The following is a 23,808-nucleotide window of genomic DNA, read 5'->3' as shown; positions in this document are numbered from 1 at the left end:
AGTGAGGATGTGATGCGTCGCCGTGCGACGCTGTTGCAACGCATGCACATCGACGGCCCGTTGCTGATCCTGTTGCTGACCCTCGCCGCCGGCAGCCTGTTCGTGCTGTATTCGGCGAGCGGCAAGAGCTGGGACCTGCTGGCCAAGCAAGCTACGTCGTTCGGCATCGGCCTGGTGTCGATGGTGGTCATCGCCCAATTCGAGCCGCGCTTCATGGCGCGCTGGGTGCCGGTCGGGTACGTGCTGGGTGTGCTGTTGCTGGTGGTGGTGGACGTCATGGGCCATAACGCCATGGGCGCCACGCGCTGGATCAACATTCCCGGGGTAATTCGCTTCCAGCCTTCGGAATTCATGAAGATCCTGATGCCGGCGACCATCGCCTGGTATTTGTCCAAGCGCACCTTGCCGCCACAGCTCAAGCATGTGGGTGTCAGCCTGTTTCTGATCGGTTTGCCCTTCATCCTGATCGTGCGTCAGCCGGACCTCGGCACCTCGTTGCTGATCCTTGCCGGTGGCGCGTTCGTATTGTTCATGGGCGGCCTGCGCTGGCGCTGGATCATCAGCGTGATCGCCGCCGCCGTGCCGGTGGCCGTGGCGATGTGGTTCTTCATCATGCACGACTACCAGAAGCAGCGAATCCTGACGTTCCTCGATCCGGAGAGTGATCCGCTGGGCACCGGCTGGAACATCATCCAGTCGAAAGCCGCCATCGGTTCCGGCGGCGTGTTCGGCAAGGGCTGGTTGCTGGGCACCCAGTCGCACCTGGACTTCCTGCCGGAAAGCCATACCGACTTCATTATTGCGGTCATGGGCGAAGAGTTCGGCCTGGTGGGCATCTGCGCACTGTTGCTGATTTACTTGCTGTTGATCGGTCGCGGGCTGGTGATTACCGCCCAGGCCCAGACATTGTTCGGCAAATTGCTCGCGGGCAGCCTGACCATGACGTTTTTTGTTTACGTTTTCGTCAACATCGGTATGGTCAGTGGCCTGTTGCCGGTCGTGGGGGTGCCTTTGCCGTTCATTAGCTACGGAGGAACTTCGCTGGTGACGCTACTGTCAGCGTTTGGGGTTTTGATGTCGATCCATACCCATCGTAAGTGGATCGCACAGGTTTGAATAAGGTGAAGATTTCAATGCAAGTAATGCGTGGCTGGGCGACTCGAAATGCGCCATGGGTCGGCCTGGTAAGCATCCTTGGCACAGCGCAGGACGCGTTGGCCGGCGATTACGAAGGCTCACCCCAGGTGGCCGAATTCGTCGGTGAAATGACCCGCGACTACGGTTTTGCCGGTGAACAGCTGATGGGCGTGTTCCGCGAAGCCGAGCGCAAGCAGGCGATTCTGGACGCGATCTCGAAACCTGCCGAGCGGGTCAAACAGTGGAACGAATATCGCCCGATGTTCATCACCGACGCGCGCATCGCCCGTGGTGTGGATTTCTGGCGTCAGCATGAGGCGGTCCTGGCCCGTGCCGAGCAGGAATACGGTGTGCCGGCGCAGGTTATTGTTTCGATCATCGGCGTTGAGACCTTTTTCGGTCGCAATACCGGCAATTACCGGGTAATCGACGCCTTGTCGACCCTGGGTTTCGACTATCCTCCCCGTGCCGAATTCTTCCGCAAGGAATTGCGTGAATTCCTGCTGCTGGCCCGGGAAGAGCAGGTCGATCCGTTGACCCTCAAGGGTTCATACGCCGGCGCCATGGGCCTGCCGCAGTTCATGCCGAGCAGTTTTCGCGCCTATGCGGTGGATTTCGACGGCGACGGCCACATCAATATCTGGACCAATCCGGACGATGCCATTGGCAGTGTCGCCAGCTACTTCAAGCGTCATGGCTGGGTCGCGGGCGAACCGGTGGTCAGTCGCGCCGATGTGCGTGGCGAGCAAGTGGACGCGGGTTTGACCACCGGCATCGAACCGACTAAAACCGTCGGGGAGTTGCGGGCTCTAGGGTGGTCAAGTCATGATGCGCTGCGCGATGATATGTCCGTCACGGCATTCCGCCTGGAAGGTGACAATGGCCCCGAATACTGGATGGGCCTGACGAATTTTTACGCGATCACGCGTTATAACCGCAGCGTGATGTACGCCATGGCCGTACATCAACTGTCTGAACAGCTGGTTCAAGCACGGGGCGTCAAGTAATGCGGGCATTGCCTATGAATAAACCCCTGAAGCTGATGGCATTTGCCGTGTTGGCAGTGCTGGTCGCCAGTTGCTCGACCAGCCGCGCGCCGACTCAGAAATCCTCCACGGCCGTGCGCTCTGCGCCGGGGCTGGACATCAACCGTGCGCACAAAGATGGCGCGCCTTGGTGGGACGTCGATGTGTCGCGCATCCCGGATGCCACGCCGACCCTGCACTCCGGTCCTTATAAGGCCAACCCGTACACCGTGCTGGGCAAGACGTATTTCCCTCTGCAGGAATCCAAGACCTACGTAGCCTCGGGCACGGCGTCCTGGTACGGCACCAAGTTTCATGGTCAGAACACCGCCAACGGCGAAGTCTATGACCTCTATGGCATGAGCGCTGCGCACAAGACGTTGCCGCTGCCGAGTTATGTCCGGGTGACCAACCTGGACAACAACAAGAGCGTGATCCTGCGAGTCAACGACCGTGGGCCGTTCTACTCGGACCGGATCATCGACTTGTCCTACGCCGCCGCCAAGAAGCTCGGTTATGCCGAAACCGGCACGGCGCGGGTCAAGGTCGAAGGTATCGACCCGCAGCAATGGTGGGCCGCCAAAGGCCGTCCGGCGCCATTGATGCTCAACGAGCCGCAAATCGCGCAGAATAACGCCCCGGTGATTACGGCGTCGGCCGGCACCGTCGAACAATGGACACCACCGCCGCAGCAACACGCAGCGGCCGTGGTGCCCGTGCAGATCGATGCAAAAAAAAACGCTTCTGTACCAGCCTCTGGCCAGTATCTGCAGGTGGGCGCGTTCGCCAACCCGGACGCTGCAGAACTCCTGAGATCGAAGCTGAGCGGGATGGTGAGCGCTCCGGTGTTCATCAGCTCGATCGTACGCAATCAACAGACGCTGCATCGGGTACGCCTGGGGCCGATCGGCTCGCAGGGTGAAATCCAGCAAGTGCAGAACAGTGTGCGAATGGCCAATCTCGGTTCGCCGAGCCTGGTCACCGCCGAGTAATACGTAGTACTTGATTGAGGGTTCACTTGCGGTTTGGGGGGTGAACCTGGTTGTTGGCTCGTTAAAGAACAAAAGCCCGGCAAGGGTTCCGAGTGAACAACTGAACACGCGATGGCCCGTTAGAAGGTCATCTGATTAGTTTTGCCTTTGGGCAGTTTCCATTAGCGATTTCGAGAGACGGATGAACATCACCACCTTTGCCAAACGACTGTGCCTGCTAGTACCGCTGCTCCTCTCGCCTGCCGCTTTCGCGGTCGAGATGATGCCGTCGCCACCACAACTGGCCGCTAAATCCTATGTGCTCATGGACGCCAGCAGCGGCAACGTGCTGGTCGAGAACAATGGTGACCAGCGTCTGCCGCCGGCCAGCCTGACCAAGCTGATGACCGCGTACATCGCGACCCTGGAAATCCGTCGTGGCCAGATCGGTGAAAACGATCCTGTGACCGTCAGCGAAAACGCCTGGCGTACCGGCGGTTCGCGGATGTTCATCAAAGTCGGCTCGCAGGTGACTGTCAGCGATTTGCTGCACGGCATCATCATTCAGTCGGGTAACGACGCCAGCGTTGCGCTGTCCGAGCACATCGCCGGCAGCGAAGACGCGTTCGCCGACATGATGAACAAAACCGTGGCCGACCTGGGCATGACCAACAGCCACTTCATGAACCCGACCGGCCTGCCGAACCCAGAGCACTACTCGTCGGCTCATGACATGGCCGTGCTGGCTCGCGCGATCATCCACGAAGACCCGGCTCACTATGCGATCTACTCGCAGAAAGAGTTCTTCTGGAACGGCATCAAGCAACCTAACCGTAACCTGCTGCTGTGGCGCGACAAGACGGTCGACGGTCTGAAAACCGGTCACACCGACGAAGCCGGCTACTGCATGGTGTCTTCGGCTGTACGTGACGGCATGCGCCTGATCGCCGTGGTGTTCGGCACCAACAGCGAAGTGGCACGTGCGTCTGAAACCCAGAAGCTGCTGACCTACGGTTTCCGCTTCTTCGAAACCCAGACCTTCTATCAGAAAGGCGCCGAGCTGGCTCAGGCTCCTGTCTGGAAAGGCACCACCAATCAAGTCAAGGCCGGCCTGGCTGAAGACCTGACCATGACCTTGCCAAAAGGCCAGCTGAAAAAGCTCGCCGCCAGCATGACCATGAACCCGCAACTGGTTGCGCCAATCGCCAAGGGCGACGTGATCGGTAAAGTCGAAGTGAAACTGGACGACAAGGTGGTGCACAGCGCTGACCTGATCGCTCTGGACGCGGTCGAGGAGGGTGGTATCTTCCGTCGCATGTGGGATAGCATCCGTCTATTCTTCTACGGCTTGTTCAACTGAATTAGTGTGGACTTGCATGGCTGCGCTCCAATCCGGAGCGGGGCCATGTCCGTTGCCACGGCTTACGAGGCCGTTACGCCATGACAGACACCGAAGTAAAGGCGCCAAAAATCGAATTCCCCTGCGCGGATTACCCGATTAAGGTAATCGGCGACACCGGCGTGGGTTTCAAGGACAAGATCATTGCGATCCTTGAGAAACACGCCACCGTTGACCACAAGACCCTGGCCGAACGCCAGAGTACCAACGGCAAGTACACCACCATCCAGTTGCACATCATCGCCACCGGTCAAGAACAGCTGTACGACATCAACAGCGAGTTGCGGGCGACCGGTTTCGTGCACATGGTGCTGTGATGTCTGGCACGCTGGGCTTTCGCGAGCTCGGCCAGATGGCCTACGAGCCTGTCTGGCATGCCATGCAGCGCTTCACTAACGAACGCGGCAGCGATGCCGCCGACGAGATCTGGCTGGTCGAGCACCCACCGGTGTTTACCCAGGGCCAGGCTGGCAAGGCCGAGCATTTGTTGCTGCCGGGAGATATTCCGGTGGTGCAGGTCGATCGGGGTGGTCAGGTGACTTATCACGGGCCGGGCCAATTGGTCGCGTACCTGTTGCTCGACGTGCGCAAGCTGGGTTTCGGCGTGCGTGACCTGGTCAGCCGCATGGAACTCTGCCTGATCGAGTTGCTGGCCAGCTACGGCGTCACCGCCGCGGCCAAGCCGGACGCGCCGGGCGTTTACGTCGACGGGGCGAAAATTGCTTCGCTGGGTCTGCGGATCCGCCACGGTTGTTCCTTTCATGGCCTGGCCCTGAACGTGGACATGAACCTGGAACCGTTTCGACGGATTAATCCCTGCGGCTACGCCGGGCTGGCAATGACCCAGCTGAGCGATCACGCAGGATCGATTGAATTTGCCGAGGTAAGTGCCCGGCTGCGCGCGCAGCTCGTCAAACACCTCGACTATGCTGAGCAGACGACCCTAACGGGCGGAATCGACTGATATGACTACTGATGCAGTGCAAACCATGATCCCGACGCTCGATGTCACCGAGCGTCCGGCCCCGCGTGCCAAGGTTGAAGCCGGCGTCAAGCTGCGCGGCGCCGAGAAGGTTGCACGTATCCCGGTGAAGATCATTCCGACCACCGAACTGCCGAAGAAACCTGACTGGATCCGCGTGCGCATCCCGGTTTCCCCGGAAGTCGACCGCATCAAGGCGCTGTTGCGCAAACACAAGCTGCACAGCGTCTGCGAAGAAGCGTCCTGCCCGAACCTGGGCGAGTGCTTCTCCGGCGGCACCGCGACCTTCATGATCATGGGCGACATCTGCACCCGTCGTTGCCCGTTCTGCGACGTTGGCCACGGTCGTCCGAAGCCATTGGACGTCAACGAGCCGGAAAGCCTGGCCATTGCCATCGCCGACCTGAAACTCAAGTACGTGGTGATCACCTCGGTAGACCGCGACGACCTGCGCGACGGCGGTGCCCAGCACTTTGCCGACTGCATCCGCGAGATCCGCAAGCTGTCGCCGAACGTGCAACTGGAAACCCTGGTTCCGGACTACCGTGGCCGCATGGACGTCGCGCTGGAAATCACCGCCGCCGAGCCGCCGGATGTGTTCAACCACAACCTGGAAACCGTGCCGCGCCTGTACAAGGCTGCGCGTCCGGGTTCGGACTACCAGTGGTCGCTGACCCTGCTGCAACGCTTCAAACAGATGATGCCGCACATTCCAACCAAATCGGGCCTGATGCTTGGCCTGGGCGAGACCGACGAAGAAGTCATCGAAGTCATGAAGCGCATGCGCGAACACGACATCGACATGCTGACCCTCGGCCAGTACCTGCAACCGTCGCGCAGCCACTTGCCGGTCCAGCGTTTCGTGCACCCGGACGTGTTCGCCTGGTTCGCCGAGGAAGGTTACAAGATGGGCTTCAAGAACGTCGCTTCCGGCCCGTTGGTACGTTCCTCGTACCACGCCGACGAGCAGGCGAAGCTGGTCAAGGCCGAGCTGATGTCGTCCTGATCCACGGCCAGACATAAAAAACGCCCGCCAGGCATACAGCCTCGCGGGTGTTTTTTTGCCTTGCCCACGGCCACTACCGCCTTTTCCTGCTACCTGCGGAGCAACGAAGCCTCTTCTGTTTGTCTCCGTTCCTGACTACTGTGTGCTTGACGCTTTCACGCAGGGAGATTCATGGATGACCGTTCGACCGACCCACACTCTTTACCCGCATGCCCCCGTCCCGGCCTTGCCGTCGGAGGGGCTGATCGGCGTCATCGCGCCTGCCGGTCCGGCAGCGCTGGACACCGATAAAGCCATCTCCTGGATGCGCGCTCGCGGGTATTCACTGCGGGTGTTTCCGGGGGTGTACGAGAAGGACGGCTACCTGGCCGGCAGCGACGACGTGCGGCTCAATGATCTGCATGCAGCATTCGCTGACAGTGAGGTCGACGCCATCATCTGCCTGCGCGGTGGCTACGGCACACCGCGTTTGCTCGACCGCATTGATTTCGAGTTGCTGCGCAACAACGCCAAGCCATTCATCGGCTACAGCGATATCACCGCGCTGCACCTGGCCATCAGCCGTTACGCGGGGTTCGTGACCTTTCATGGTCCGATGCTCAACGCCGATGTGCTGGGTGACAAGCAAAAACCCACCGAGGCCTCGTTTTTCAACCTGCTCAGAGGGCAGGTGAAGGCGGGCAGCGTGTTAGCGCACCCGGTGGCCTACCCGTTGACCACCATCGAGCCTGGCATCGCTCACGGGCGTTTATTGGGCGGCAATCTGTCAATGATCGCCGCGACCATGGGCACGCCCTACGAAATCGATGCCGAGGGCGTCATCCTGTTCATCGAAGACATCAACGAGCCGCTGTATCGGATCGACCGGCTGCTGACCCATTTGCGCCTGGCGGGTACGTTGCGCAAGCTGCGAGGGGTTCTGGTGGGGGATGTGGCAGGGGTGGACTGCGATGCGCTGGCGCGCTTGCTCAAGCAGACTTTCGAGCCATTGCGCATTCCGGTGCTGGCGGGCTGGCGCAGCGGGCATTGCGACCCGAACCTGACGTTGCCGATGGGGGCGCTGGTGAGGCTGGATGCGGGGAACAAGGCGTTGGTGTTGGAGCAGGATGTGGTGATCAAGTCTTAGATCATCACGGACTGATAGTCAGTCATCGCGGGCAAGCCCGCTCCCACAAGTTCCAGGTTGAATGCGAATGTTGCGTACGCCCTGGATCCTGTGGGAGCGGGCTTGCCCGCGATGCTTTTAGCGGCTACGCAAGCCTTCCAGCAACTTATGGGTCGGATAACCATCCGCCGGCCAGCCAAACGACTGCTGGGCGCTGCGGATTGCCTTGCGGGTGTTGGCGCCGATGATGCCGTCGGCGGTGCCCGCGTCGTAGTTCTGTGCACTCAACAAGCTTTGCAATTCGATCCGCTCGCTACGGCTCAGTGGCAGATCATCCTTCGGCCAGGTGCCATTGATGAAACCGGAGCCGTTAAAGCGCTCCGACAACAGGCTCACGGCCAGCGCATAGGACGACGAGTTGTTGTACTTGAGGATCGCGCGGAAGTTGTCGAGGACCAGGAACGCCGGGCCGCGATAACCGGCTGGCAGCAGCAGGGCGGCTGACAGATGCTCGGAGCCTGCTGGAACCTGGGCGCCATTGGGCAGTGTCACGCCCAGTTGCTGCCATTCGGCGACGCTCTTGCGAATCGTGCCATCGGCCAACACGTAGTTGAAGCTGCCCGGCAATTGCACTTCGAAGCCCCACGGCTGGCCTTTCTGCCAACCGGAGCTTTGCAGGTAGTGCGCGGTCGAGGCCAGGGCATCGGCGGAACTGCCCCAGATGTCGCGGCGGCCGTCACCGTCGAAGTCCACGGCGTGGGTGTTGTAAGTGGTCGGGATGAACTGGGTCTGGCCCATGGCGCCGGCCCAGGAACCGAGCATTTTCTCAGGTTCGATAGCACCCTGTTGCAGGATTTGCAGGGCGGCAATCAGTTGCGCGTGGGCGAAACCAGGGCGCCGGCCTTCGTAGGCCAGGGTCGCCAGGGAGTTGATCACCGCCTTGCTGCCCTGGAACTGCCCAAAGTTACTCTCCATGCCCCACACCGCGACCAGCGCCTGGCGATCGACGCCGTAGCGCTGTTCGATGCTTTGCAGAATGTCGGCATATTGGTTGACCAGCGCCTGGCCTTTGCGCACGCGCAGCGGCGAAAGGGCGCCGTCGAGGTACTCCCACACCGGGCGAGAGAATTCCGGTTGGCTACGGTCGGCGCGGATCACGCTGTCGTCGAAGCTGACATTGGCGAAGGCGCGGTCGAACAGGTCGGCGCGGATGCCGGCGGCCAGAGCGTCCTTGCGGAAACCCGCCTGCCATTCGGCGAAGGTCTGGGTGGGCTGGATGTCGAGGTCTTCACCGGTCGGCACCACGGGCGGAATCACCGCAGGGGCTGGCGCGACGGGGAGGGGCTGAAGCGGGTGGGCGGCGGCGGCGGTCGGGTTTTCCGCGCAGGCGACTAGCAAAATGAGGCTGGAGGCAGCGATCAGTTGGCGCAGGTGCCAACGACGGGAAAGACAAAGGGGCATGCACGGGTCCAGGGAATACGAATCAGGTGCAGACCTTAACATGTTGAGCGAGCGCCTGCCTTTCAGGCTGCCAGAAAGTAAGAAGCCTCCCAGCTTTTAGACTGGAAGGCTTCGCGGCGGTAGCTGCCTTTGCCCTTGCCGGCGGGTTCCTGACGGCTGCGGAACAGGGGCTGGGCGATGATTGATTTGGCCTTGTTGGGGCCATTCCTGGATGGCTTTTTGCTCATGATGATTGCTCGCAAGTGAGTGGGTTTTGCGGGGGAAATAATCTGCTGATGTTGGGGTTCTGTCTATAGGGGAAATGGAGGCGGTTGTTGTAGGAAACAAGATCAAAAGATCGCAGCCTCGTTTCACTCGACAGCTCCTACAGGGGGCGCATTCCAATGTAGGAGCTGTCGAGTGAAACGAGGCTGCGATCTTTTGACCTTACTCGGCAGGCAAACTCAAACGCTGGCCCGCCATCAACAACGACAACCGGCTCAAACTCATCCACGGCGAACCCGCGGCCTGGCCTTTGATCTGGGCGTCGATGCGCTGTGCTTCCAGCAACAACTGCGCCCAGCGTTGCGCCGAGTAGCGTTGCAGGGCTTTGCTCATCAGCGGTTTGCGTTTGTCCCAGACCGGCGGTCGGGCCGAACTGAAGGCTTTGTCCAGCGGCACGCCCTGACTGTATTGCAGCGACAGGTTGGCCAGCAGGCGCAGTTCCCGGGCCAGGGCCCAGAGAATCACCGGTGGTTCGACGCCTTCACCGCGCAGCCCTTCGAGCATGCGCAAGGCGTGGGCGGCTTCACCGTTGAGAATCGCGTCGGTCAGCCCGAAGACATCGAAGCGCGCACTGTCAGCCACTGCCGCTTGCACGGTTTCAACGGTGATCTGACCGCTTTCAGCCATCAACTTGAGCTTTTCGATTTCCTGGGCGGCGGCCAACAGGTTGCCCTCGACCCGTGCGGCGATCAGTTCGACCGCGTCCTGGCTGGCGGAAAGCCCGGCCTGGGACAGCCGTTGGCGGATCCAGCTTGGCAACTGATTGGCATCCACCGGCCAGATTTGCACGAACTGCGTCTGCTGGCCTTCGACCAGCGCTTTACCCCACTTGGTCTTCTGCGCACTGCCATCGAGCTTGGGCAGGCTGATCAGCAGCAGCGTGTCTTCGGCCGGCCGCGCGCAATACTCGATGAACGCGGCGGCGCCTTTGTCACCGGGCTTGCCAGATGGCAAACGCAGTTCCAGCAGGCGTTTCTCGGCGAACAACGACATGCTCGCGCCGGCTTGCAGCAGCGTGCCCCAGTCAAAACTGGCGTCGGCGGCGAAGACCTGGCGTTCGTCGAAACCCTGTTGACGGGCGGCGGTGCGAATCGCGTCGGCAGCCTCCTGACACAGCAGTGGGTCATCGCCACTGATGATGTAGACCGGCGCAAGCGGGCCTTGCAGGTGTTTGGCGAGTTGGGCGGGGGCGAGTTTCATAAGAGAGGTCAAACGGGGCGCCTGGGCGCCCCGTAAGTCTTACTGCTGCGGCAGTTGGATTGGCGACTGACGCGGAGTGTTCGCTTCAGCCTTCTGCGCTGCTTCCAGCGCTGCGGCTTCAGCCTTGGCCCTGGCTTCGGCAGTCTGTTGCAGTTGATCGAGCTGAGTCGGCGTGAGCTGTTGCAGACGCAGCATCATGCGTTGAACCAGTTCGCGACGCATTTCCTTGCGGGCATCGTTAGCTTCCTGGTCGGAGCCCACCAGGTTGTTGCCGTCGTGGATAAAGACTTTCTGCACTTCGAGCTTGTCACTCAGCAGCGACAGATTGCCCTGGCCACGGATGTCGTAGTTGAGCACTGTCGTCATCTGATACTCGCCCGTACGACCGGCACCTGCGTAGCTGAGGATGCGCTGGCTTTCTTGTTCGTCGGTCAGAATCAGTTTGTACGGTGCACCGGTGTAGACCTTGACGCCACTGCTATCCAGAACCTGGCGCAGCTGGGTGACAGTTTCACCGTAGGCATTGCGGGCGCTCAGGTCGAGTTCCTTGATCGTCAGTTCAGTGGTGCCGGTGCCGCGCAGCTGGAAACCGCAGGCGCTCAGCAGAACGGCGAGGCCCATCACCAGCAAATTGCGTTTGATCATCTTGTTGCTCCCCTTGAAACCATGTGGGCCGATCTGGCGGCCCGAAAGGTTTTACTCGGCGCCAGGCATGACCTGGCGCCCGATCCAATTAGCTGGCGACGATATTGACCAGTTTCCCGGGCACTACGATCACTTTACGAATAGTCAGACCGTCGACGAAGCGCAGCACGTTCTCGTTGGCCCGTGCAGCGGCTTCGACTTCTTCGCGGCTGGCGCTGGCCGGCATTTCGATGTGACCGCGCAGCTTGCCGTTGACCTGAATCACCAGTTGCAGGCTGTCCTGCACCAGGGCGCTTTCGTCCAGCTTCGGCCAGCCTGCATCGATCACCGGATCAGCGTGACCCAGTCGATGCCACAGCTCGTGGCTGATGTGCGGAGTGATCGGCGCCAACAGCAGGACCACGGTTTCCAGGCCTTCGTGAATCAGTGCGCGATCCTGTGCCGTGCCTTGCGGGGCTTTTTCCAGCACGTTCATCAGTGTCATCACCTGGGCGATGGCGGTGTTGAATTTGTGGTTCTGACCGACGTCGTGGCTGGCCTGCTTGATGGCCTGGTGGATCGAGCGGCGAATGGCTTTCTGCTCGTCGTTCAGGCTGGCGACGTCCAGTGTGCCCGGCAGGCCCTGAGTCACGTGCGCTTGCGCCAGGCGCCAGACGCGCTTGAGGAAGCGGTGCGAACCTTCTACGCCGGAGTCCGACCATTCCGCGCTCATATCGGGTGGCGAGGCGAACATCATGAACAGACGGCAGGTGTCTGCGCCGAACTGGTCAATCATCGACTGTGGGTCGACGCCGTTGTTCTTCGACTTGGCCATCTTTTCGGTGCCGCCGATCTCGACCGGCAGGCCGTCTGCGATCAGCTTGGCGCTGACAACCTTGGCCTTGCTGTCGCGTTCGAGTTCGACGTCCGCCGGGTTGAACCAGGTGTAGGCACCGTTGGCTTCGCGACGGTAGTAAGTCTCGGCGATCACCATGCCCTGGGTCAGCAGGTTCTTGAACGGCTCGTTGGAGCTCACCAGGCCTTCGTCACGCATCAGCTTGTGGAAGAAGCGCGCGTACAGCAGGTGAAGAATCGCGTGTTCGATGCCGCCGATGTACTGATCCACCGGCAACCAGTGGTCAGCCGCGGATTTTTCTACCAGGCCACCTTCATAGTGCGGCGAGGCGTAGCGAGCGTAGTACCACGAGGACTCGACGAAGGTGTCCATGGTGTCGGTTTCACGCTTGGCAGGCTGGCCGCATTTCGGGCAAGCGCACTCGTAGAACTCGGGCATGCGTGCCAGTGGCGAGCCGGCGCCATCCGGTACGACGTCTTCCGGCAATACGACAGGCAGTTGATCTTCCGGGACCGGCACATCACCGCAAGTGTCGCAGTGGATGATCGGGATCGGGCAGCCCCAGTAGCGCTGGCGGCTGATGCCCCAGTCGCGCAGGCGGAACTGGGTCCGCGAGGCGCCGAGGTTTTTCTTGATCAGCGCGACTTCAATGGCGTCGAACGCGCCTGCGAAGTCGAGGCCGTCGAACTCGCCGGAATTGATCAGCGTGCCGTGTTCGCCGTAAGCGTCCTGCCATGGAGCCGGGTTGGTGTCACCGGAACTGGTGCGCACCACGGACTTGATTGGCAGGTTGTATTTGGTGGCGAATTCGAAATCACGTTCGTCGTGCGCCGGTACAGCCATGACCGCGCCGTCGCCGTAGTGCATCAGCACGTAGTTGGCGACCCACACCGGGAGCTTCTCACCGGTCAGCGGGTGCTCGACGAACAGCGAGGTCGGCAGGCCTTTTTTCTCTTGAGTGGCGACGTCGGCTTCGGCAACGCTGCCGCCCTTGCATTCAGCGATGAACGCTTGCAGCTCAGGGTTGTTCTGTGCGGCCAGGGCAGCCAGGTGGTGTTCGGCGGCGACGGCAACGTAGGTCGCGCCCATCAGGGTGTCCGGACGGGTGGTGAACACTTTCAGCGCGCCGGTTTCGCCGATGGAATCGACGTTGTACGGGAACTGCACTTCCATGCCACGGGACTTGCCGATCCAGTTGCGCTGCATGGTCTTGACCTGTTCAGGCCAGCCCGGCAGATCGTCGAGGCTTTCCAGCAGCTCATCCGCGTAAGCGGTGATCTTGAAGTAGTACATCGGGATTTCGCGCTTTTCGATCAGCGCGCCGGAACGCCAGCCGCGACCGTCGATCACCTGTTCGTTGGCCAGAACGGTCTGGTCGACCGGGTCCCAGTTCACGGTGCCGCTTTTTTTGTAGATCACGCCTTTTTCGAACAGGCGAGTGAACAGCCATTGTTCCCAGCGGTAGTAATCCGGCTTGCAGGTGGTCACTTCGCGCGACCAATCCACCGCCAGGCCCAGGCTGCGCAGCTGGGTTTTCATGTAGGCGATGTTTTCGTAGGTCCACTTGGCGGGCGCTACGTTGTTCTTCATCGCGGCGTTTTCCGCCGGCATGCCGAAGGCGTCCCAACCCATGGGTTGCAGGACGTTTTTGCCTAGCATGCGCTGGTAGCGGGAGATCACGTCGCCGATGGTGTAATTGCGCACGTGCCCCATGTGTAGCTTGCCGCTGGGGTAAGGGAACATCGACAGGCAGTAGAAAGTCTCCTTGCCTGGCTGTTCACTGACTTCAAAGGACTTTTGCTCGTCCCAGAACGACTGGGCGGCGGCTTCGATTTCACGGGGCTGATATTGTTCGTGCATGGCTACTTTTGAACTGAATAGGGGTGGCCTAATCCTCTTCAATGCAACGTTGGACATTGATCACGCCAATTCGGCGTTTCGGTGTCCAGACGAGCTGGAAGTGGAGTTACAGGAAGCGCCGTAGCATACATGACCGCGCTCTACCGAGGGAAACCCTGATTACTGCCGCAGGTCACCCGAAACCCGCTGCGAGGGCCGTTGGTCGCAGCACTCAGCCGGTTTGTTGATGGAAGCTAAGCTCTAAATGGGGAGTAAGTCTTATCTTCAATGAGGTGAGGGATGGTTGAGTCACGGCAAAAAGTTACAAAACCGGAGCTTTACGAAAGACTGATCGATCGTCTGGGAATAGCCCTGGACGCGGCAAAAACCGCTGGCCGGTTACGCGACGAACGTCCGCTGGAACTGGAATTGCGTGGCTTGAGCCCCGCAGAGTTTGCACTGGTCAAGGCGTATCTCGATCGCAGTGAACGTGAGACACACGGATGCTTGTCAGAAGCAGTGAAGCAACTCGACGCACCACGTTCGGCCAAGATCATCTGGCTCAAGGACAAGACTCCCGGCAGAGACGCGGTAAAGGTCCGGTCTCTGCAATTCAAGTAAGGGCGCTTGGAGCCATGACCTATGGTTTTTTCAAGCATAGCCCTTCCGCATCTGTTGTCGCATTGCGTCAACCCACTTAGGCTTCGGGCATCTCTGGAGATGCTCGATGCCTTTTCGCTATTTCGTTAAACAACTTCTGCTGCCACCCGGCATTCTTTTGCTGTTGCTGGTGCTTGCCTGGTGGTTACGCCGCTCAAGACCGCGACTTGCCAGCCTGTGCTTTGTCTTGGGCGCGGGCGGCTTCTGGCTGATGAGCCTGCCGGTGGTGGTGCAGTGGAGTGCCGAACTCCTTGAGCGTGAACCGCCGCTGGCTCGCGACGAATGGGCAACGCTGGCCCGGCGTGCTGACGCAATTGTGGTGCTGGGTTCGGGGCGCGAGCGTGGTGACCTGGCCTGGGGCGAAGACCAGCCGACCGGCGTGGGCCTGGAGCGCCAGCGTTATGCGGCGCGATTGGCCAAGGCGTCCGGCCTGCCGATTTTGACCAGTGGCGGGCTGCATTACGGCACGCCGCCGACCGAAGCCAAGTTGATGGCGGACTCTTTGCTCGATGATTTCGGCGTGACCGTGCGTTGGCAGGAAGGGCGTAGCCGCACGACCTGGGAAAACGCCCAGTTCAGCGCCGAGGTGTTGTTGCCACAAGGGATCAAGCGCGTGGTGCTCGTGACCCACGCTTGGCACATGCCGCGCGCGGTGTGGAGTTTCCAGAAGGCCGGGTTTGAGGTGGTGCCGGCGCCGGTGGGGTTCTTGGGCGTGGACAACGCCCGGCCACTGGGTGGCTGGTTGCCGGAATTCAAGTCGATCTGGCAGAGCGGGCAATTGATGAACGAGGCGGTGGGGCAGGTCGGGTATTCGTTGTTTTACCGATAACCCAACATTTACGCGTTCCCTGTAGGAGCGAGCTTGCTCGCGAAAAACAGGCAGGCAACGCGTGTATCCAGACAACACGCGTCATCGTTCATGTCCATCGCGAGCGAGCTCGCTCCTACAGAGCTCGCATTAAACGGTCTTGGCCATCCGGCTAGCTATCAGCGCCCAGCCAAACAACAGCACACACACGATGATCAGCGGCCACGAGCGCCATTGCAGGTAAGGCGTCAGGTTGTGCATCGGCACCACTTCGCCGTACAGGATGCCGCGTTCGAATTGCGGGATCTGCACCGTGATCTGGCCGAACGGGTTGATCAGGCCAGTTACGCCGTTGTTGGTGGCGCGGATCATCCAGCGACCGGCTTCAAGCGCGCGCATCTGTGCCATCTGCAAATGTTGCAACGGGCCGATGGAGGTGCCGAACCAGGTGTCGTTGCTGATGGTCAGCAGCAGATCGCTACGAGCGGCGAGGCTGGCGGCGAATTCCGGATAAACCACTTCATAGCAGATGAACGGCGCGATCTGATAACCCTTGGCCTGCAACATCGGTTGATCGGCCGGGCCACGGGCAAAGTCCGACATCGGCAGGTCGAAGAAGGCAATCAGGCCGCGCAGCAAGTCCTGCAACGGCACGTACTCGCCAAACGGCACCAGCTTCTGCTTGAGGTACGTGCCGTCGCCTTCACCGACCACGGTAATGCCATTGAAGAAGCGCTTTTCGTGGCGGACTTCCTCGCGAATCGGTACGCCGGTAATCAACGCGGATTTACGCTCGGCAGCGAAATTCCCCATCATGTTCAGGTAGCCCTCGGCGGACTCCTTGAGCACCGGGATGGCGGTTTCCGGCCAGATCAACAGGTCGACGGGTTTGGAGCTGAAACTCATGTCGCGGTACAGCGCCAGCTGTGCGTTGAGCTGTGCCGGGTCCCACTTCATGCTCTGTTCGATATTGCCCTGAATCGCCGCGACGCTCAGTGGCGCACCCGCCGGGCTGGTCCAGGCATGCTCCTTGAGCGCCATGCCGGCCACCCAAGGGCCGACCAACAGCAGCACGCCAGCGGCGATGAAGCCTTTGCGGCCCGTACGCACCAGGCGCATAGCGTTGTAGATCAGCGCGGCCGTCAGGGCCAGGGTAAAGGAAATCAGCCACATCCCGCCGAGCGGCGCGAGCCCGGCCAATGGGCCGTTGAGTTGGCTGTAACCGGAATAGAGCCACGGGAAGCCGGTCAGGAACCAACCACGAAAGGCTTCCTGGCCGACCCACAACGCGGCAAACGCCAAGGCATCGGCCAGCGGCGCCTCGTTACGGCGCAGCCAGCGCGCCCAGATCCAGGCGGGCAGGGCGAAGAACCAGGCAATCGCCGCCGTGAAGATCAGCATCAGGAAACCGGCCAGCAGCACCGAAGCGCCGCCGAAGTGGTGAATGCTGTAGTAGATCCAGCTGGTGCCGGCGCCAAACAGGCCGAAACCGAAACACCAGCCACGGCCCAGGGCCTGACGGGGATTGAGTTCGCGCAAACCGGCATAGAAGAAACCGACCGCCAGCAACGCCAACGGCCAGATATCGAACGGCGCCAGGGCCAGGGTGGTGAGTGCACCGGCCGCCACGGCCAGCAGGTTACCGGGCCAGCCGGGGCGGGTCATACGATGCAAGGGGTGTGTCATCAGCTATTTCCTGTATCGCGCCGGGTCTGCTGTTACGCAGGGCAAGGCGCGAGGAGTGTGGTTTGGTTTTTCAAATGAGCGACGAGTAACGCAGCCCTGCGTAACAGCAGGCCCGGCCCTTCGGGTTGCGCCTGAAAGCGGGCCATGCTGCGTTGCAGTCCTTGGAAAGGGAATGCCATTCCCTACGGACTGCGCCTTGCCTGGCCCGCTTTCAGGCGCAACGCGATACAGGAAATAGCTGATGACACACCCCAATCCTTAGAATTACCGGGCAATAGGTGTCAGGCGCAGCAAGTGAATCCGACGGCTGTCGGCGTTCAGGATGCGGAAGCGATAAGGGCCGATTTCAGTGATTTCGTTGCGTTTTGGCAAGTGCCCGAACGCGCTCATCACCAGACCGCCAACCGTATCGAATTCGTCGTCGGAAAATTGGCTGTCGAAGAACTCGTTGAAGTTCTCGATCGGCGTCAGCGCCTTGATCAGGAAGTCACCGCTGGGCAGTGGCTTGATGTAGCTGTCTTCTTCGACGTCGTGTTCGTCTTCGATGTCGCCGACGATCTGTTCCAGCACGTCTTCGATGGTCACCAGGCCCGCCACGCCGCCGTATTCGTCAATGACGATGGCCATGTGGTTGTGGTTGGCGCGGAACTCGCGCAGCAACACATTCAGGCGCTTGGACTCCGGCACGAAGGTGGCCGGGCGCAGCAGGTCCTTGATGTTGAAGCTGTCGCCGTTCTCCCTGAGGATCAACGGCAGCAAGTCCTTGGCCAGCAACACGCCCATCACGTCATCGTGGCTTTCGCCGATCACCGGGTAACGGGAGTGGGCCGAGTCGACCACGGCAGGCAGGAACTCGCGGGGTGTCTGGGTCGCCTTGATGCTGATCATCTGCGAGCGCGGGACCATGATGTCCCGTACTTGCAGGTCCGCAACCTGGATGGCGCCTTCGACGATGGCCAGCGCTTCGCTGTCCAGCAGTTTGTTTTGGTGCGCATCGCGCAGCAGCTCCAGCAGCTCCTGGCGGTTCTTCGGCTCGTGGGCAAAAGCCTGGGTGAGCTTACCCAGCCAAGACTTTTGCCCGTTGCTCGATCGATCTTCGCTCATAGCGATTACTCTGAATCCTTTGTTGTTACGATTGGGGGTGTGTCAGTTTCGTCGTCTGCATACGGGTCTCGATGACCCAACTCGGCAAGCAACGTTCGTTCCAGTGCTTCCATTTCTTCGGCTTCCTCGTCATCTATATGGTCGTAACCAAGCAGATGCAAGCAGCCGTGAATGACCAGATGCGCCCAGTGGGCCTTCAGTTCCTTGCCTTGTTCGGCGGCTTCGCGCTCGACCACCGCGACGCAGATCACCAGATCGCCCAGCAGCGGGATGTCGAGAAACTCGTCAGGCACATCGGCAGGGAACGATAAGACGTTAGTGGCGTAATCCTTTTGCCGCCAGGTGTGATTCAGTTCGCGCGCTTCTTCTTCATCGACCAGGCGAATGGTCATTTCGGAATCAGCCGTGCGCTGGCGCAGAGCCAGTTCGCACCATTGGCGGAACTCGGCTTCGCTTGGGGCAGGCGCTTGGGTAGCCAGTTGCAGATCAAGCTCAAGCATCGTGGCGATTGTCCTTGGAAGAGAACTTCGCCGGCTCGTCGGCCACGCGATTCTCGAAGCGCTCATAGGCCTCGACAATGCGCTGCACCAGTGGATGGCGCACAACGTCCTTGGGCATGAAATGGGTGAAGCTGATACCCGGCACGTCTTTGAGCACTTCGATCACATGGTGCAGCCCGGACTTGGTGCCTTTCGGCAGGTCGACCTGGGTGATATCACCGGTGATGACCGCCGTGGAGCCGAAGCCGATCCGGGTCAGGAACATTTTCATTTGCTCGACGGTGGTGTTCTGGCTTTCGTCGAGGATGATGAAGCTGTTGTTCAGCGTGCGACCGCGCATGTAGGCCAGCGGCGCGACTTCAATAACCTGGCGCTCGATCAGCTTGGCCACGTATTCGAAGCCGAGCATTTCGTAGAGTGCGTCGTAGAGCGGACGCAGATACGGGTCGATCTTCTGGGACAGGTCGCCGGGCAGGAAGCCGAGTTTTTCGCCCGCTTCAACCGCCGGGCGGACCAGCAGGATACGGCGAATCTGCTCGCGTTCCAGCGCGTCTACCGCGCAGGCAACGGCCAGATAGGTCTTGCCGGTCCCGGCCGGACCGATGCCGAAATTGATGTCGTTACCGAGGATTTCCTTCACGTAGCGCAGCTGATTCAAGCCGCGAGGGCGAATCATGCCTTTTTTGGTGCGCAGGGCGACGGAGGGTTCGGACGGGGAGACGTTGTCCAGCTCTTCGACGGCCGATTCCTGCAGGAACAGGTGAACCATGTCCGGCGACAGCTCAGTACCTTTGGTTTCCCGATACAGGCGGCGCAGGAGGTTTTCCGCGGAGGTGGTGTGTTTGGGCTCGCCGATCAATTCGAACTGGTTTCCGCGGTTGCGGATCTCGATGGTCAGGCGCTGTTCGATCAAGCGCAAATGCTCGTCGAATTGCCCGCACAGATTGGCGAAGCGCCGAGCTTCAAAGGGCTCGAGGATAAAACGATGTGGTTCTATGGGTGCGTTCAAGGTCGTATTTAGCCGCCCTGGGGCAATTAAGATGAAATCAAGGATAACGCCAGCGGCTCGGGTGCGAAAGCTCTTAAATATCGCAACGTCGCACACCGTCCCTGTGGGAGCCGGGCTTGCCCGCGATGAACGATTACACGGTGTGTCAGGCAAACCGTGTCGTGGCCATCGCGGGCAAGCCCGGCTCCCACAGGGATTTGTGGTGCTACTGGATCAGCGAGCCCCGCAACGAATGCGGCTGCGCGGCATCGATGTGCACGTCGGCGAACTGCCCGATCAGGGTTGGGTTGTCGCAGCGGAAGTTGACGATGCGGTTATTCTCGGTCCGGCCTTGCAGCTCGCCGGGGTCTTTTTTCGAATAATCGGTCACCAGGATTCGCTGGATCGAGCCGACCATTTGTCGGCTGATTTCGAAACCTTGCTGGTTCAGGCGATGTTGCAGGGCGTTCAAACGTTCTTTTTTCAGCGCTTCCGGTGTCTCGTCGGCCAAATCGGCAGCCGGAGTGCCCGGGCGTTGGCTATAGACGAACGAGTAAGAGAAGTCGAAGCCGACGTCTTCGATCAGCTTCATGGTCTGTTCGAAGTCTTTTTCGGTCTCACCCGGAAAGCCGACGATGAAGTCCGAACTGATGCAAATCCCCGGCACCGCCGCCCGCAACTTGCGCAATTTGGATTTGTATTCCAGCGCCGTGTGGTTGCGCTTCATGGCTGCGAGGATCCGGTCCGAACCCGATTGCACCGGCAAGTGCAGGTGTTTCACCAGTTCCGGCACGTCGGCGTGGGCCTGGATCAGGCTGTCCGAGAACTCCAGCGGGTGCGAGGTGGTGTAGCGAATGCGGTCGATGCCATCGACGGCGGCCACGACGCGAATCAGCTCGGCGAGATCTGCCAGGCGTCCATCATGCGTGGTTCCGCGATAGCCATTGACGTTCTGCCCCAGCAGGGTCACTTCGCGCACGCCGTTTTCGGCCAGGTGGATGATCTCGGCGATCACGTCGTCGAATGGCCGGCTGACTTCTTCACCGCGGGTGTACGGCACCACGCAGAAGGTGCAGTACTTGCTGCAGCCTTCCATGACCGAGACGTAGGCGCTCGGGCCGTCGATGCGCGGTTCGGGCAAATGGTCGAATTTTTCGATTTCCGGGAATGAGACGTCGACCTGCGGCAGCTTGGTCAGGCGTGCGGCGTCGATCATTTCCGGCAGGCGGTGCAGGGTCTGCGGGCCGAACACCACATCGACGTACGGCGCGCGATCGCGGATGGCCGCGCCTTCCTGGCTGGCCACGCAACCACCGACGGCGATCACCATGTCCGGGTTGGCCAGTTTCAGTTCACGCCAGCGGCCGAGCTGGGAATACACCCGGTCCTGGGCGCGTTCGCGGATGGAGCAGGTGTTGAGCAGGATCACGTCGGCGTCTTCAGCGCGAGCGGTAACTTCCAGGGCCTGGTGTTCACCCAGCAGATCGACCATGCGCGAGCTGTCGTACTCGTTCATCTGGCAACCGTGGGTTTCGATGTAAAGCTTCTTGGCCATGGATAGAGTCATCACGTGATTCAAAGAACCGCGCATTATAGGGAACATGTTCCCAGGTTCCTACCGCTGTGCGTCCGGCGGCTATGCTATAGTTCGCGCCCTCATTTTTATCCCCCGATGTGTTGCTCGCCCACCATGACCAAACGTGAAGCTCCAATCTACAAGGTGATTTTCCTCAACCAGGGCCAGGTATACGAAATGTATGCCAAGCAGATCTATCAAAGTGATCTGTGGGGCTTCCTGGAAGTGGAAGAGTTCGTCTTTGGCGAGCGCACGCAAGTGGTCGTCGATCCGAGCGAAGAGAAGCTCAAGGCTCAGTTCGAAGGCGTTGTGCGCAGTTTTGTGCCGATGCATTCGATCGTGCGCATCGACGAGGTCGAGCGTCTCGGCACACCGAAAATCAGCGAAGCCCGCGGCGCGGTCGGCAATGTCATGCCGTTTCCGATGCCGATGCCTGAGAAGTAAGGCTCAAGAACGAGTCGCCCCCATTCGCTGGCGAGCCAGCTCCTACAGGAGATCGCGTGTAGGAGCTGGCTTGCCAGCGAAGGGGCCAATCAGAACAACGCAGATTCAGGGAAGTGGCGAAAAAGGCGTACGCCCATCGGCGCTTTGCAATTCCATCAGGTACTTGCGGAATATCTGCCCCAGCACCTGAGTCGCCACCTCAAGTTCTTCGCGTGGCATCTTCTCGGCGACTTCGTCAGCCGTGTCCAGCGCATCTTCCGCGCCATTGACCGCCGCCATTTTCAGCACGATATACGCCTGAACGTTATTGGCCGGCACGCCTTCGCCGTGGAAAAACATGGTGCCGAGTTTGAATTGCGCCTGGGCGTGGCCTTGCAGCGAGGCTTTTTCGAAGTAGTCCAGGGCTTTCTTGAGGTCGCGCGGGGTGTTATTGCCGTCGTAGTAGAACTCACCCAACTCGTATTGCGCTTGCGCATCCCCTTCATCCGACGCTTTCTGGCAGGCAGCGAGTGCCTGAGCCAGGTCTTGCGGCTGAGTATTGAGGGTGCAACGACCCATCGCTGGGATTAACAACGAGTTGCCGCCTGCTTGTGCGAGCGCGAGCAGGGGCTGAAGGAGCAACAGGCAGCCCAGTGCAAGGGCGCGGCCGGTGCGGTTCATGGGAATCGACTTACCTCTGAAGGGCGCGCGGACCCATCGAGGGGATCCAATAAGCGCGCATTATGAAATAAGCAGGGCCAACCTTACAAAGTCTTTACTCGTTTTTCTGCTGCGCGGGGAATATATCGCCCACTTTGCGGCTGATTGCTGGCAGAAGCGTAGGAAAAGAGGCGGGAATGTAGGTGAAAGCTGACGCTGGCAATCGCCAGCGTCAGCGCAACAGCGTTACTTCAACGCAGCAAATGCGCGTTCGGCGGCATCCAGGGTCAGTTTCAGCTCGGTGTCGCCGTGGGCGATCGAGGTAAAACCGGCTTCGAATGCGCTCGGTGCCAGGTACACGCCACCTTCCAGCATCAGGTGGAAGAAGCGCTTGAACAGGTTCGCGTCGCTGCCCATCACGTCATCGAAAGTCACGATGTCGTCGGCGCCGCTGAAGTACAGACCGAACATGCCGCCGGCCTGCGTGGTCACGAACGGAATGCCGGCGGCATCGGCGCGTTGTTGCAGGCCGTCGAGCAGGCGGCTGGTGTAGTCGGTCAGCTCAGCGTGGAAACCCGGACGGCTGATAAGGCGCAAGGTGGTCAGGCCGGCAGCCATCGCCAGCGGGTTACCCGACAACGTGCCCGCCTGGTAGACCGGGCCCAGTGGCGCGATGTGCGACATGATTTCGCGCTTGCCGCCGAAGCAGCCGACCGGCATGCCGCCACCGATGATCTTGCCGAAGGTGCTCAGGTCCGGCGTCACGCCGTAGTGGGCTTGTGCGCCGCCGAGGGCGACACGGAAACCGGTCATCACTTCGTCGAAAATCAGCACCACGCCGTGCTTGTCGCACAGGGTCCGCAGGCCTTCGAGGAAGCCGGGTGCCGGTGGCACGCAGTTCATGTTGCCGGCCACGGGTTCGACGATGATGCAGGCCACGTCCTGGCCGACGTCGGCGAGCATGGTTTCAACCGCGTCGATGTCGTTGAACGGCAGGGTCAGGGTGTGTTTGGCAAAGTCTGCCGGCACACCGGCCGAGCTTGGCACGCCTTGGGTCAGGGCGCCGGAACCGGCCTTGACCAGCAGGCTGTCGGAGTGTCCGTGGTAGCAGCCTTCGAACTTGATGATGCTGTCGCGGCCGGTGAAACCACGGGCCAGGCGAATCGCGCTCATGGTCGCTTCGGTGCCGGAGCTGACCATGCGCACCATTTCCATCGACGGCACGATCGAGCAGCCCAGATCAGCCATCTGGGTTTCCATCTCGGTCGGCGCGCCGTAGGACAGGCCGTGGTCCAGTTGTTTACGCACAGCGTCCAGCACGTCCGGATGGCTGTGACCGAGAATCATCGGGCCCCAGGAACCGACGTAATCGACATAACGTTTGTTGTCTTCGTCGGTGACGTAGGCGCCTTCAGCGTGTTTGAAGAACAACGGCGTGCCGCCAACGCTTTTGAAGGCGCGAACAGGCGAGTTCACGCCACCGGGAATGTGTTTCTGGGCATTGGCAAACAGGGTTTCGGAACGAGACATGATC

The 23,808-nt window shown here is 60.5% G+C and carries 23 protein-coding genes; 11 read left to right on the top strand and 12 right to left on the bottom strand.

The window, feature by feature from the left end; genetic code table 11:
* Nucleotides 1-12 precede the first annotated feature (12 nt).
* From rodA to AEQ67_RS01120, 8 genes are all read left to right on the top strand, one after another.
* Nucleotides 13-1,116 carry a rod shape-determining protein RodA gene (rodA, locus tag AEQ67_RS01155; protein ID WP_059402101.1) on the top strand — a complete coding sequence of 368 codons (1,104 nt, stop codon included), beginning with the start codon at nucleotides 13-15 and terminating at the stop codon, nucleotides 1,114-1,116.
* Between the two features lie 17 nt (nucleotides 1,117-1,133).
* Nucleotides 1,134-2,144, top strand: coding sequence for a lytic murein transglycosylase B (mltB, locus tag AEQ67_RS01150; RefSeq protein ID WP_059402100.1), 1,011 nt, complete (start codon nucleotides 1,134-1,136; stop codon nucleotides 2,142-2,144).
* The gene (locus AEQ67_RS01145) at nucleotides 2,144-3,154 is read left to right on the top strand and encodes a septal ring lytic transglycosylase RlpA family protein (protein ID WP_059402099.1); all 1,011 of its coding nucleotides are present in this window, start codon (nucleotides 2,144-2,146) and stop codon (nucleotides 3,152-3,154) included. The genes mltB and AEQ67_RS01145 overlap by 1 nt, the downstream gene beginning before the upstream one ends.
* A gap of 181 nt (nucleotides 3,155-3,335) precedes the next feature.
* Nucleotides 3,336-4,493 carry a D-alanyl-D-alanine carboxypeptidase family protein gene (locus AEQ67_RS01140; RefSeq protein ID WP_059402098.1) on the top strand — a complete coding sequence of 386 codons (1,158 nt, stop codon included), beginning with the start codon at nucleotides 3,336-3,338 and terminating at the stop codon, nucleotides 4,491-4,493.
* Nucleotides 4,494-4,573: 80 nt separating this feature from the next.
* Nucleotides 4,574-4,849, top strand: coding sequence for a DUF493 domain-containing protein (locus tag AEQ67_RS01135; protein ID WP_008152827.1), 276 nt, complete (start codon nucleotides 4,574-4,576; stop codon nucleotides 4,847-4,849).
* The gene (gene lipB, locus AEQ67_RS01130; protein ID WP_038361904.1) at nucleotides 4,849-5,496 is read left to right on the top strand and encodes a lipoyl(octanoyl) transferase LipB; all 648 of its coding nucleotides are present in this window, start codon (nucleotides 4,849-4,851) and stop codon (nucleotides 5,494-5,496) included. The genes AEQ67_RS01135 and lipB overlap by 1 nt, the downstream gene beginning before the upstream one ends.
* Nucleotide 5,497: 1 nt before the next feature.
* Nucleotides 5,498-6,520, top strand: a complete 1,023-nt coding sequence (gene lipA, locus AEQ67_RS01125) for a lipoyl synthase (RefSeq protein WP_059402097.1) — start codon at nucleotides 5,498-5,500, stop codon at nucleotides 6,518-6,520.
* A 175-nt stretch (nucleotides 6,521-6,695) separates the two neighbouring features.
* Nucleotides 6,696-7,646 carry a S66 peptidase family protein gene (locus AEQ67_RS01120; RefSeq protein WP_059402096.1) on the top strand — a complete coding sequence of 317 codons (951 nt, stop codon included), beginning with the start codon at nucleotides 6,696-6,698 and terminating at the stop codon, nucleotides 7,644-7,646.
* 117 nt (nucleotides 7,647-7,763) lie between these two features.
* Here AEQ67_RS01120 and AEQ67_RS01115 read toward each other — a convergent pair whose 3' ends face one another.
* The 5 genes from AEQ67_RS01115 to leuS form a co-directional block, all read right to left on the bottom strand.
* Entirely contained in the window at nucleotides 7,764-9,086 is a 1,323-nt protein-coding gene (locus AEQ67_RS01115) for a lytic murein transglycosylase (protein ID WP_059402095.1), read from the bottom strand.
* A gap of 62 nt (nucleotides 9,087-9,148) precedes the next feature.
* Nucleotides 9,149-9,313 (bottom strand): alternative ribosome rescue factor ArfA, encoded by a 165-nt coding sequence (gene arfA, locus AEQ67_RS01110; RefSeq protein ID WP_059402094.1) that lies wholly within the window; start codon nucleotides 9,311-9,313, stop codon nucleotides 9,149-9,151.
* Nucleotides 9,314-9,512: 199 nt separating this feature from the next.
* Complete coding sequence (gene holA, locus AEQ67_RS01105; RefSeq protein ID WP_059402093.1) at nucleotides 9,513-10,550, bottom strand: DNA polymerase III subunit delta; 1,038 nt, start codon at nucleotides 10,548-10,550, stop codon at nucleotides 9,513-9,515.
* Nucleotides 10,551-10,589: 39 nt separating this feature from the next.
* A complete protein-coding gene (locus AEQ67_RS01100; RefSeq protein ID WP_059402092.1) occupies nucleotides 10,590-11,195 on the bottom strand; it encodes an LPS-assembly lipoprotein LptE in 606 nt (201 codons plus the stop codon).
* An 88-nt stretch (nucleotides 11,196-11,283) separates the two neighbouring features.
* The gene (gene leuS / locus AEQ67_RS01095) at nucleotides 11,284-13,890 is read right to left on the bottom strand and encodes a leucine--tRNA ligase (protein ID WP_059402091.1); all 2,607 of its coding nucleotides are present in this window, start codon (nucleotides 13,888-13,890) and stop codon (nucleotides 11,284-11,286) included.
* Between the two features lie 279 nt (nucleotides 13,891-14,169).
* Here leuS and AEQ67_RS01090 point away from each other — a divergent pair, with 279 nt between their 5' ends.
* Both AEQ67_RS01090 and AEQ67_RS01085 read left to right on the top strand, forming a co-directional pair.
* Nucleotides 14,170-14,490, top strand: a complete 321-nt coding sequence (locus tag AEQ67_RS01090; protein ID WP_059402090.1) for a hypothetical protein — start codon at nucleotides 14,170-14,172, stop codon at nucleotides 14,488-14,490.
* Nucleotides 14,491-14,596: 106 nt separating this feature from the next.
* Nucleotides 14,597-15,358: a YdcF family protein gene (locus AEQ67_RS01085; RefSeq protein ID WP_059402089.1), complete on the top strand. Its 762-nt coding sequence runs from the start codon at nucleotides 14,597-14,599 to the stop codon at nucleotides 15,356-15,358.
* A gap of 129 nt (nucleotides 15,359-15,487) precedes the next feature.
* Here the strand turns inward: AEQ67_RS01085 and lnt are convergent, their stop codons facing one another.
* From lnt to miaB, 5 genes are all read right to left on the bottom strand, one after another.
* Nucleotides 15,488-17,011 carry an apolipoprotein N-acyltransferase gene (gene lnt, locus AEQ67_RS01080; RefSeq protein ID WP_152974785.1) on the bottom strand — a complete coding sequence of 508 codons (1,524 nt, stop codon included), beginning with the start codon at nucleotides 17,009-17,011 and terminating at the stop codon, nucleotides 15,488-15,490.
* Nucleotides 17,012-17,287: 276 nt separating this feature from the next.
* Nucleotides 17,288-18,127, bottom strand: a complete 840-nt coding sequence (locus AEQ67_RS01075) for an HlyC/CorC family transporter (protein ID WP_059402087.1) — start codon at nucleotides 18,125-18,127, stop codon at nucleotides 17,288-17,290.
* 5 nt (nucleotides 18,128-18,132) lie between these two features.
* Nucleotides 18,133-18,627, bottom strand: coding sequence for an rRNA maturation RNase YbeY (gene ybeY / locus AEQ67_RS01070; protein ID WP_059402086.1), 495 nt, complete (start codon nucleotides 18,625-18,627; stop codon nucleotides 18,133-18,135).
* On the bottom strand, nucleotides 18,620-19,636 hold the full coding sequence (locus tag AEQ67_RS01065; RefSeq protein WP_046055581.1) for a PhoH family protein: 1,017 nt from the start codon (nucleotides 19,634-19,636) through the stop codon (nucleotides 18,620-18,622). Before AEQ67_RS01065 ends, ybeY begins: the two co-directional genes overlap by 8 nt.
* Before the next feature lie 205 nt (nucleotides 19,637-19,841).
* Entirely contained in the window at nucleotides 19,842-21,170 is a 1,329-nt protein-coding gene (miaB, locus tag AEQ67_RS01060; RefSeq protein ID WP_030129525.1) for a tRNA (N6-isopentenyl adenosine(37)-C2)-methylthiotransferase MiaB, read from the bottom strand.
* 135 nt (nucleotides 21,171-21,305) lie between these two features.
* Here miaB and AEQ67_RS01055 point away from each other — a divergent pair, with 135 nt between their 5' ends.
* Complete coding sequence (locus AEQ67_RS01055; RefSeq protein WP_007894425.1) at nucleotides 21,306-21,635, top strand: DUF1820 family protein; 330 nt, start codon at nucleotides 21,306-21,308, stop codon at nucleotides 21,633-21,635.
* 105 nt (nucleotides 21,636-21,740) lie between these two features.
* Here the strand turns inward: AEQ67_RS01055 and AEQ67_RS01050 are convergent, their stop codons facing one another.
* Nucleotides 21,741-22,295: a tetratricopeptide repeat protein gene (locus tag AEQ67_RS01050; RefSeq protein ID WP_059402085.1), complete on the bottom strand. Its 555-nt coding sequence runs from the start codon at nucleotides 22,293-22,295 to the stop codon at nucleotides 21,741-21,743.
* 225 nt (nucleotides 22,296-22,520) lie between these two features.
* The gene (gene hemL / locus AEQ67_RS01045; RefSeq protein ID WP_059402084.1) at nucleotides 22,521-23,804 is read right to left on the bottom strand and encodes a glutamate-1-semialdehyde 2,1-aminomutase; all 1,284 of its coding nucleotides are present in this window, start codon (nucleotides 23,802-23,804) and stop codon (nucleotides 22,521-22,523) included.
* Nucleotides 23,805-23,808: the final 4 nt, after the last annotated feature.

Origin of the sequence: Pseudomonas sp. RIT-PI-q (genome assembly GCF_001297125.1) — a bacterium.
In the GTDB taxonomy this organism is placed as follows: domain Bacteria; phylum Pseudomonadota; class Gammaproteobacteria; order Pseudomonadales; family Pseudomonadaceae; genus Aquipseudomonas.
Note: the sequence above shows the minus strand (reverse complement) of the source record. Positions and strands in the feature narration are given on the sequence as shown.

Coding starts and splice junctions, on each gene's coding strand:
- rodA (WP_059402101.1), top strand. CDS start 13: ATGCGTCGCCGTGCGACGCTGTTGCAACGCATGCACATCGACGGCCCG.
- mltB (WP_059402100.1), top strand. CDS start 1,134: ATGCAAGTAATGCGTGGCTGGGCGACTCGAAATGCGCCATGGGTCGGC.
- AEQ67_RS01145 (WP_059402099.1), top strand. CDS start 2,144: ATGCGGGCATTGCCTATGAATAAACCCCTGAAGCTGATGGCATTTGCC.
- AEQ67_RS01140 (WP_059402098.1), top strand. CDS start 3,336: ATGAACATCACCACCTTTGCCAAACGACTGTGCCTGCTAGTACCGCTG.
- AEQ67_RS01135 (WP_008152827.1), top strand. CDS start 4,574: ATGACAGACACCGAAGTAAAGGCGCCAAAAATCGAATTCCCCTGCGCG.
- lipB (WP_038361904.1), top strand. CDS start 4,849: ATGTCTGGCACGCTGGGCTTTCGCGAGCTCGGCCAGATGGCCTACGAG.
- lipA (WP_059402097.1), top strand. CDS start 5,498: ATGACTACTGATGCAGTGCAAACCATGATCCCGACGCTCGATGTCACC.
- AEQ67_RS01120 (WP_059402096.1), top strand. CDS start 6,696: ATGACCGTTCGACCGACCCACACTCTTTACCCGCATGCCCCCGTCCCG.
- AEQ67_RS01115 (WP_059402095.1), bottom strand. CDS start 9,086: ATGCCCCTTTGTCTTTCCCGTCGTTGGCACCTGCGCCAACTGATCGCT.
- arfA (WP_059402094.1), bottom strand. CDS start 9,313: ATGAGCAAAAAGCCATCCAGGAATGGCCCCAACAAGGCCAAATCAATC.
- holA (WP_059402093.1), bottom strand. CDS start 10,550: ATGAAACTCGCCCCCGCCCAACTCGCCAAACACCTGCAAGGCCCGCTT.
- AEQ67_RS01100 (WP_059402092.1), bottom strand. CDS start 11,195: ATGATCAAACGCAATTTGCTGGTGATGGGCCTCGCCGTTCTGCTGAGC.
- leuS (WP_059402091.1), bottom strand. CDS start 13,890: ATGCACGAACAATATCAGCCCCGTGAAATCGAAGCCGCCGCCCAGTCG.
- AEQ67_RS01090 (WP_059402090.1), top strand. CDS start 14,170: ATGGTTGAGTCACGGCAAAAAGTTACAAAACCGGAGCTTTACGAAAGA.
- AEQ67_RS01085 (WP_059402089.1), top strand. CDS start 14,597: ATGCCTTTTCGCTATTTCGTTAAACAACTTCTGCTGCCACCCGGCATT.
- AEQ67_RS01075 (WP_059402087.1), bottom strand. CDS start 18,127: ATGAGCGAAGATCGATCGAGCAACGGGCAAAAGTCTTGGCTGGGTAAG.
- ybeY (WP_059402086.1), bottom strand. CDS start 18,627: ATGCTTGAGCTTGATCTGCAACTGGCTACCCAAGCGCCTGCCCCAAGC.
- miaB (WP_030129525.1), bottom strand. CDS start 21,170: ATGGCCAAGAAGCTTTACATCGAAACCCACGGTTGCCAGATGAACGAG.
- AEQ67_RS01055 (WP_007894425.1), top strand. CDS start 21,306: ATGACCAAACGTGAAGCTCCAATCTACAAGGTGATTTTCCTCAACCAG.
- AEQ67_RS01050 (WP_059402085.1), bottom strand. CDS start 22,295: ATGAACCGCACCGGCCGCGCCCTTGCACTGGGCTGCCTGTTGCTCCTT.
- hemL (WP_059402084.1), bottom strand. CDS start 23,804: ATGTCTCGTTCCGAAACCCTGTTTGCCAATGCCCAGAAACACATTCCC.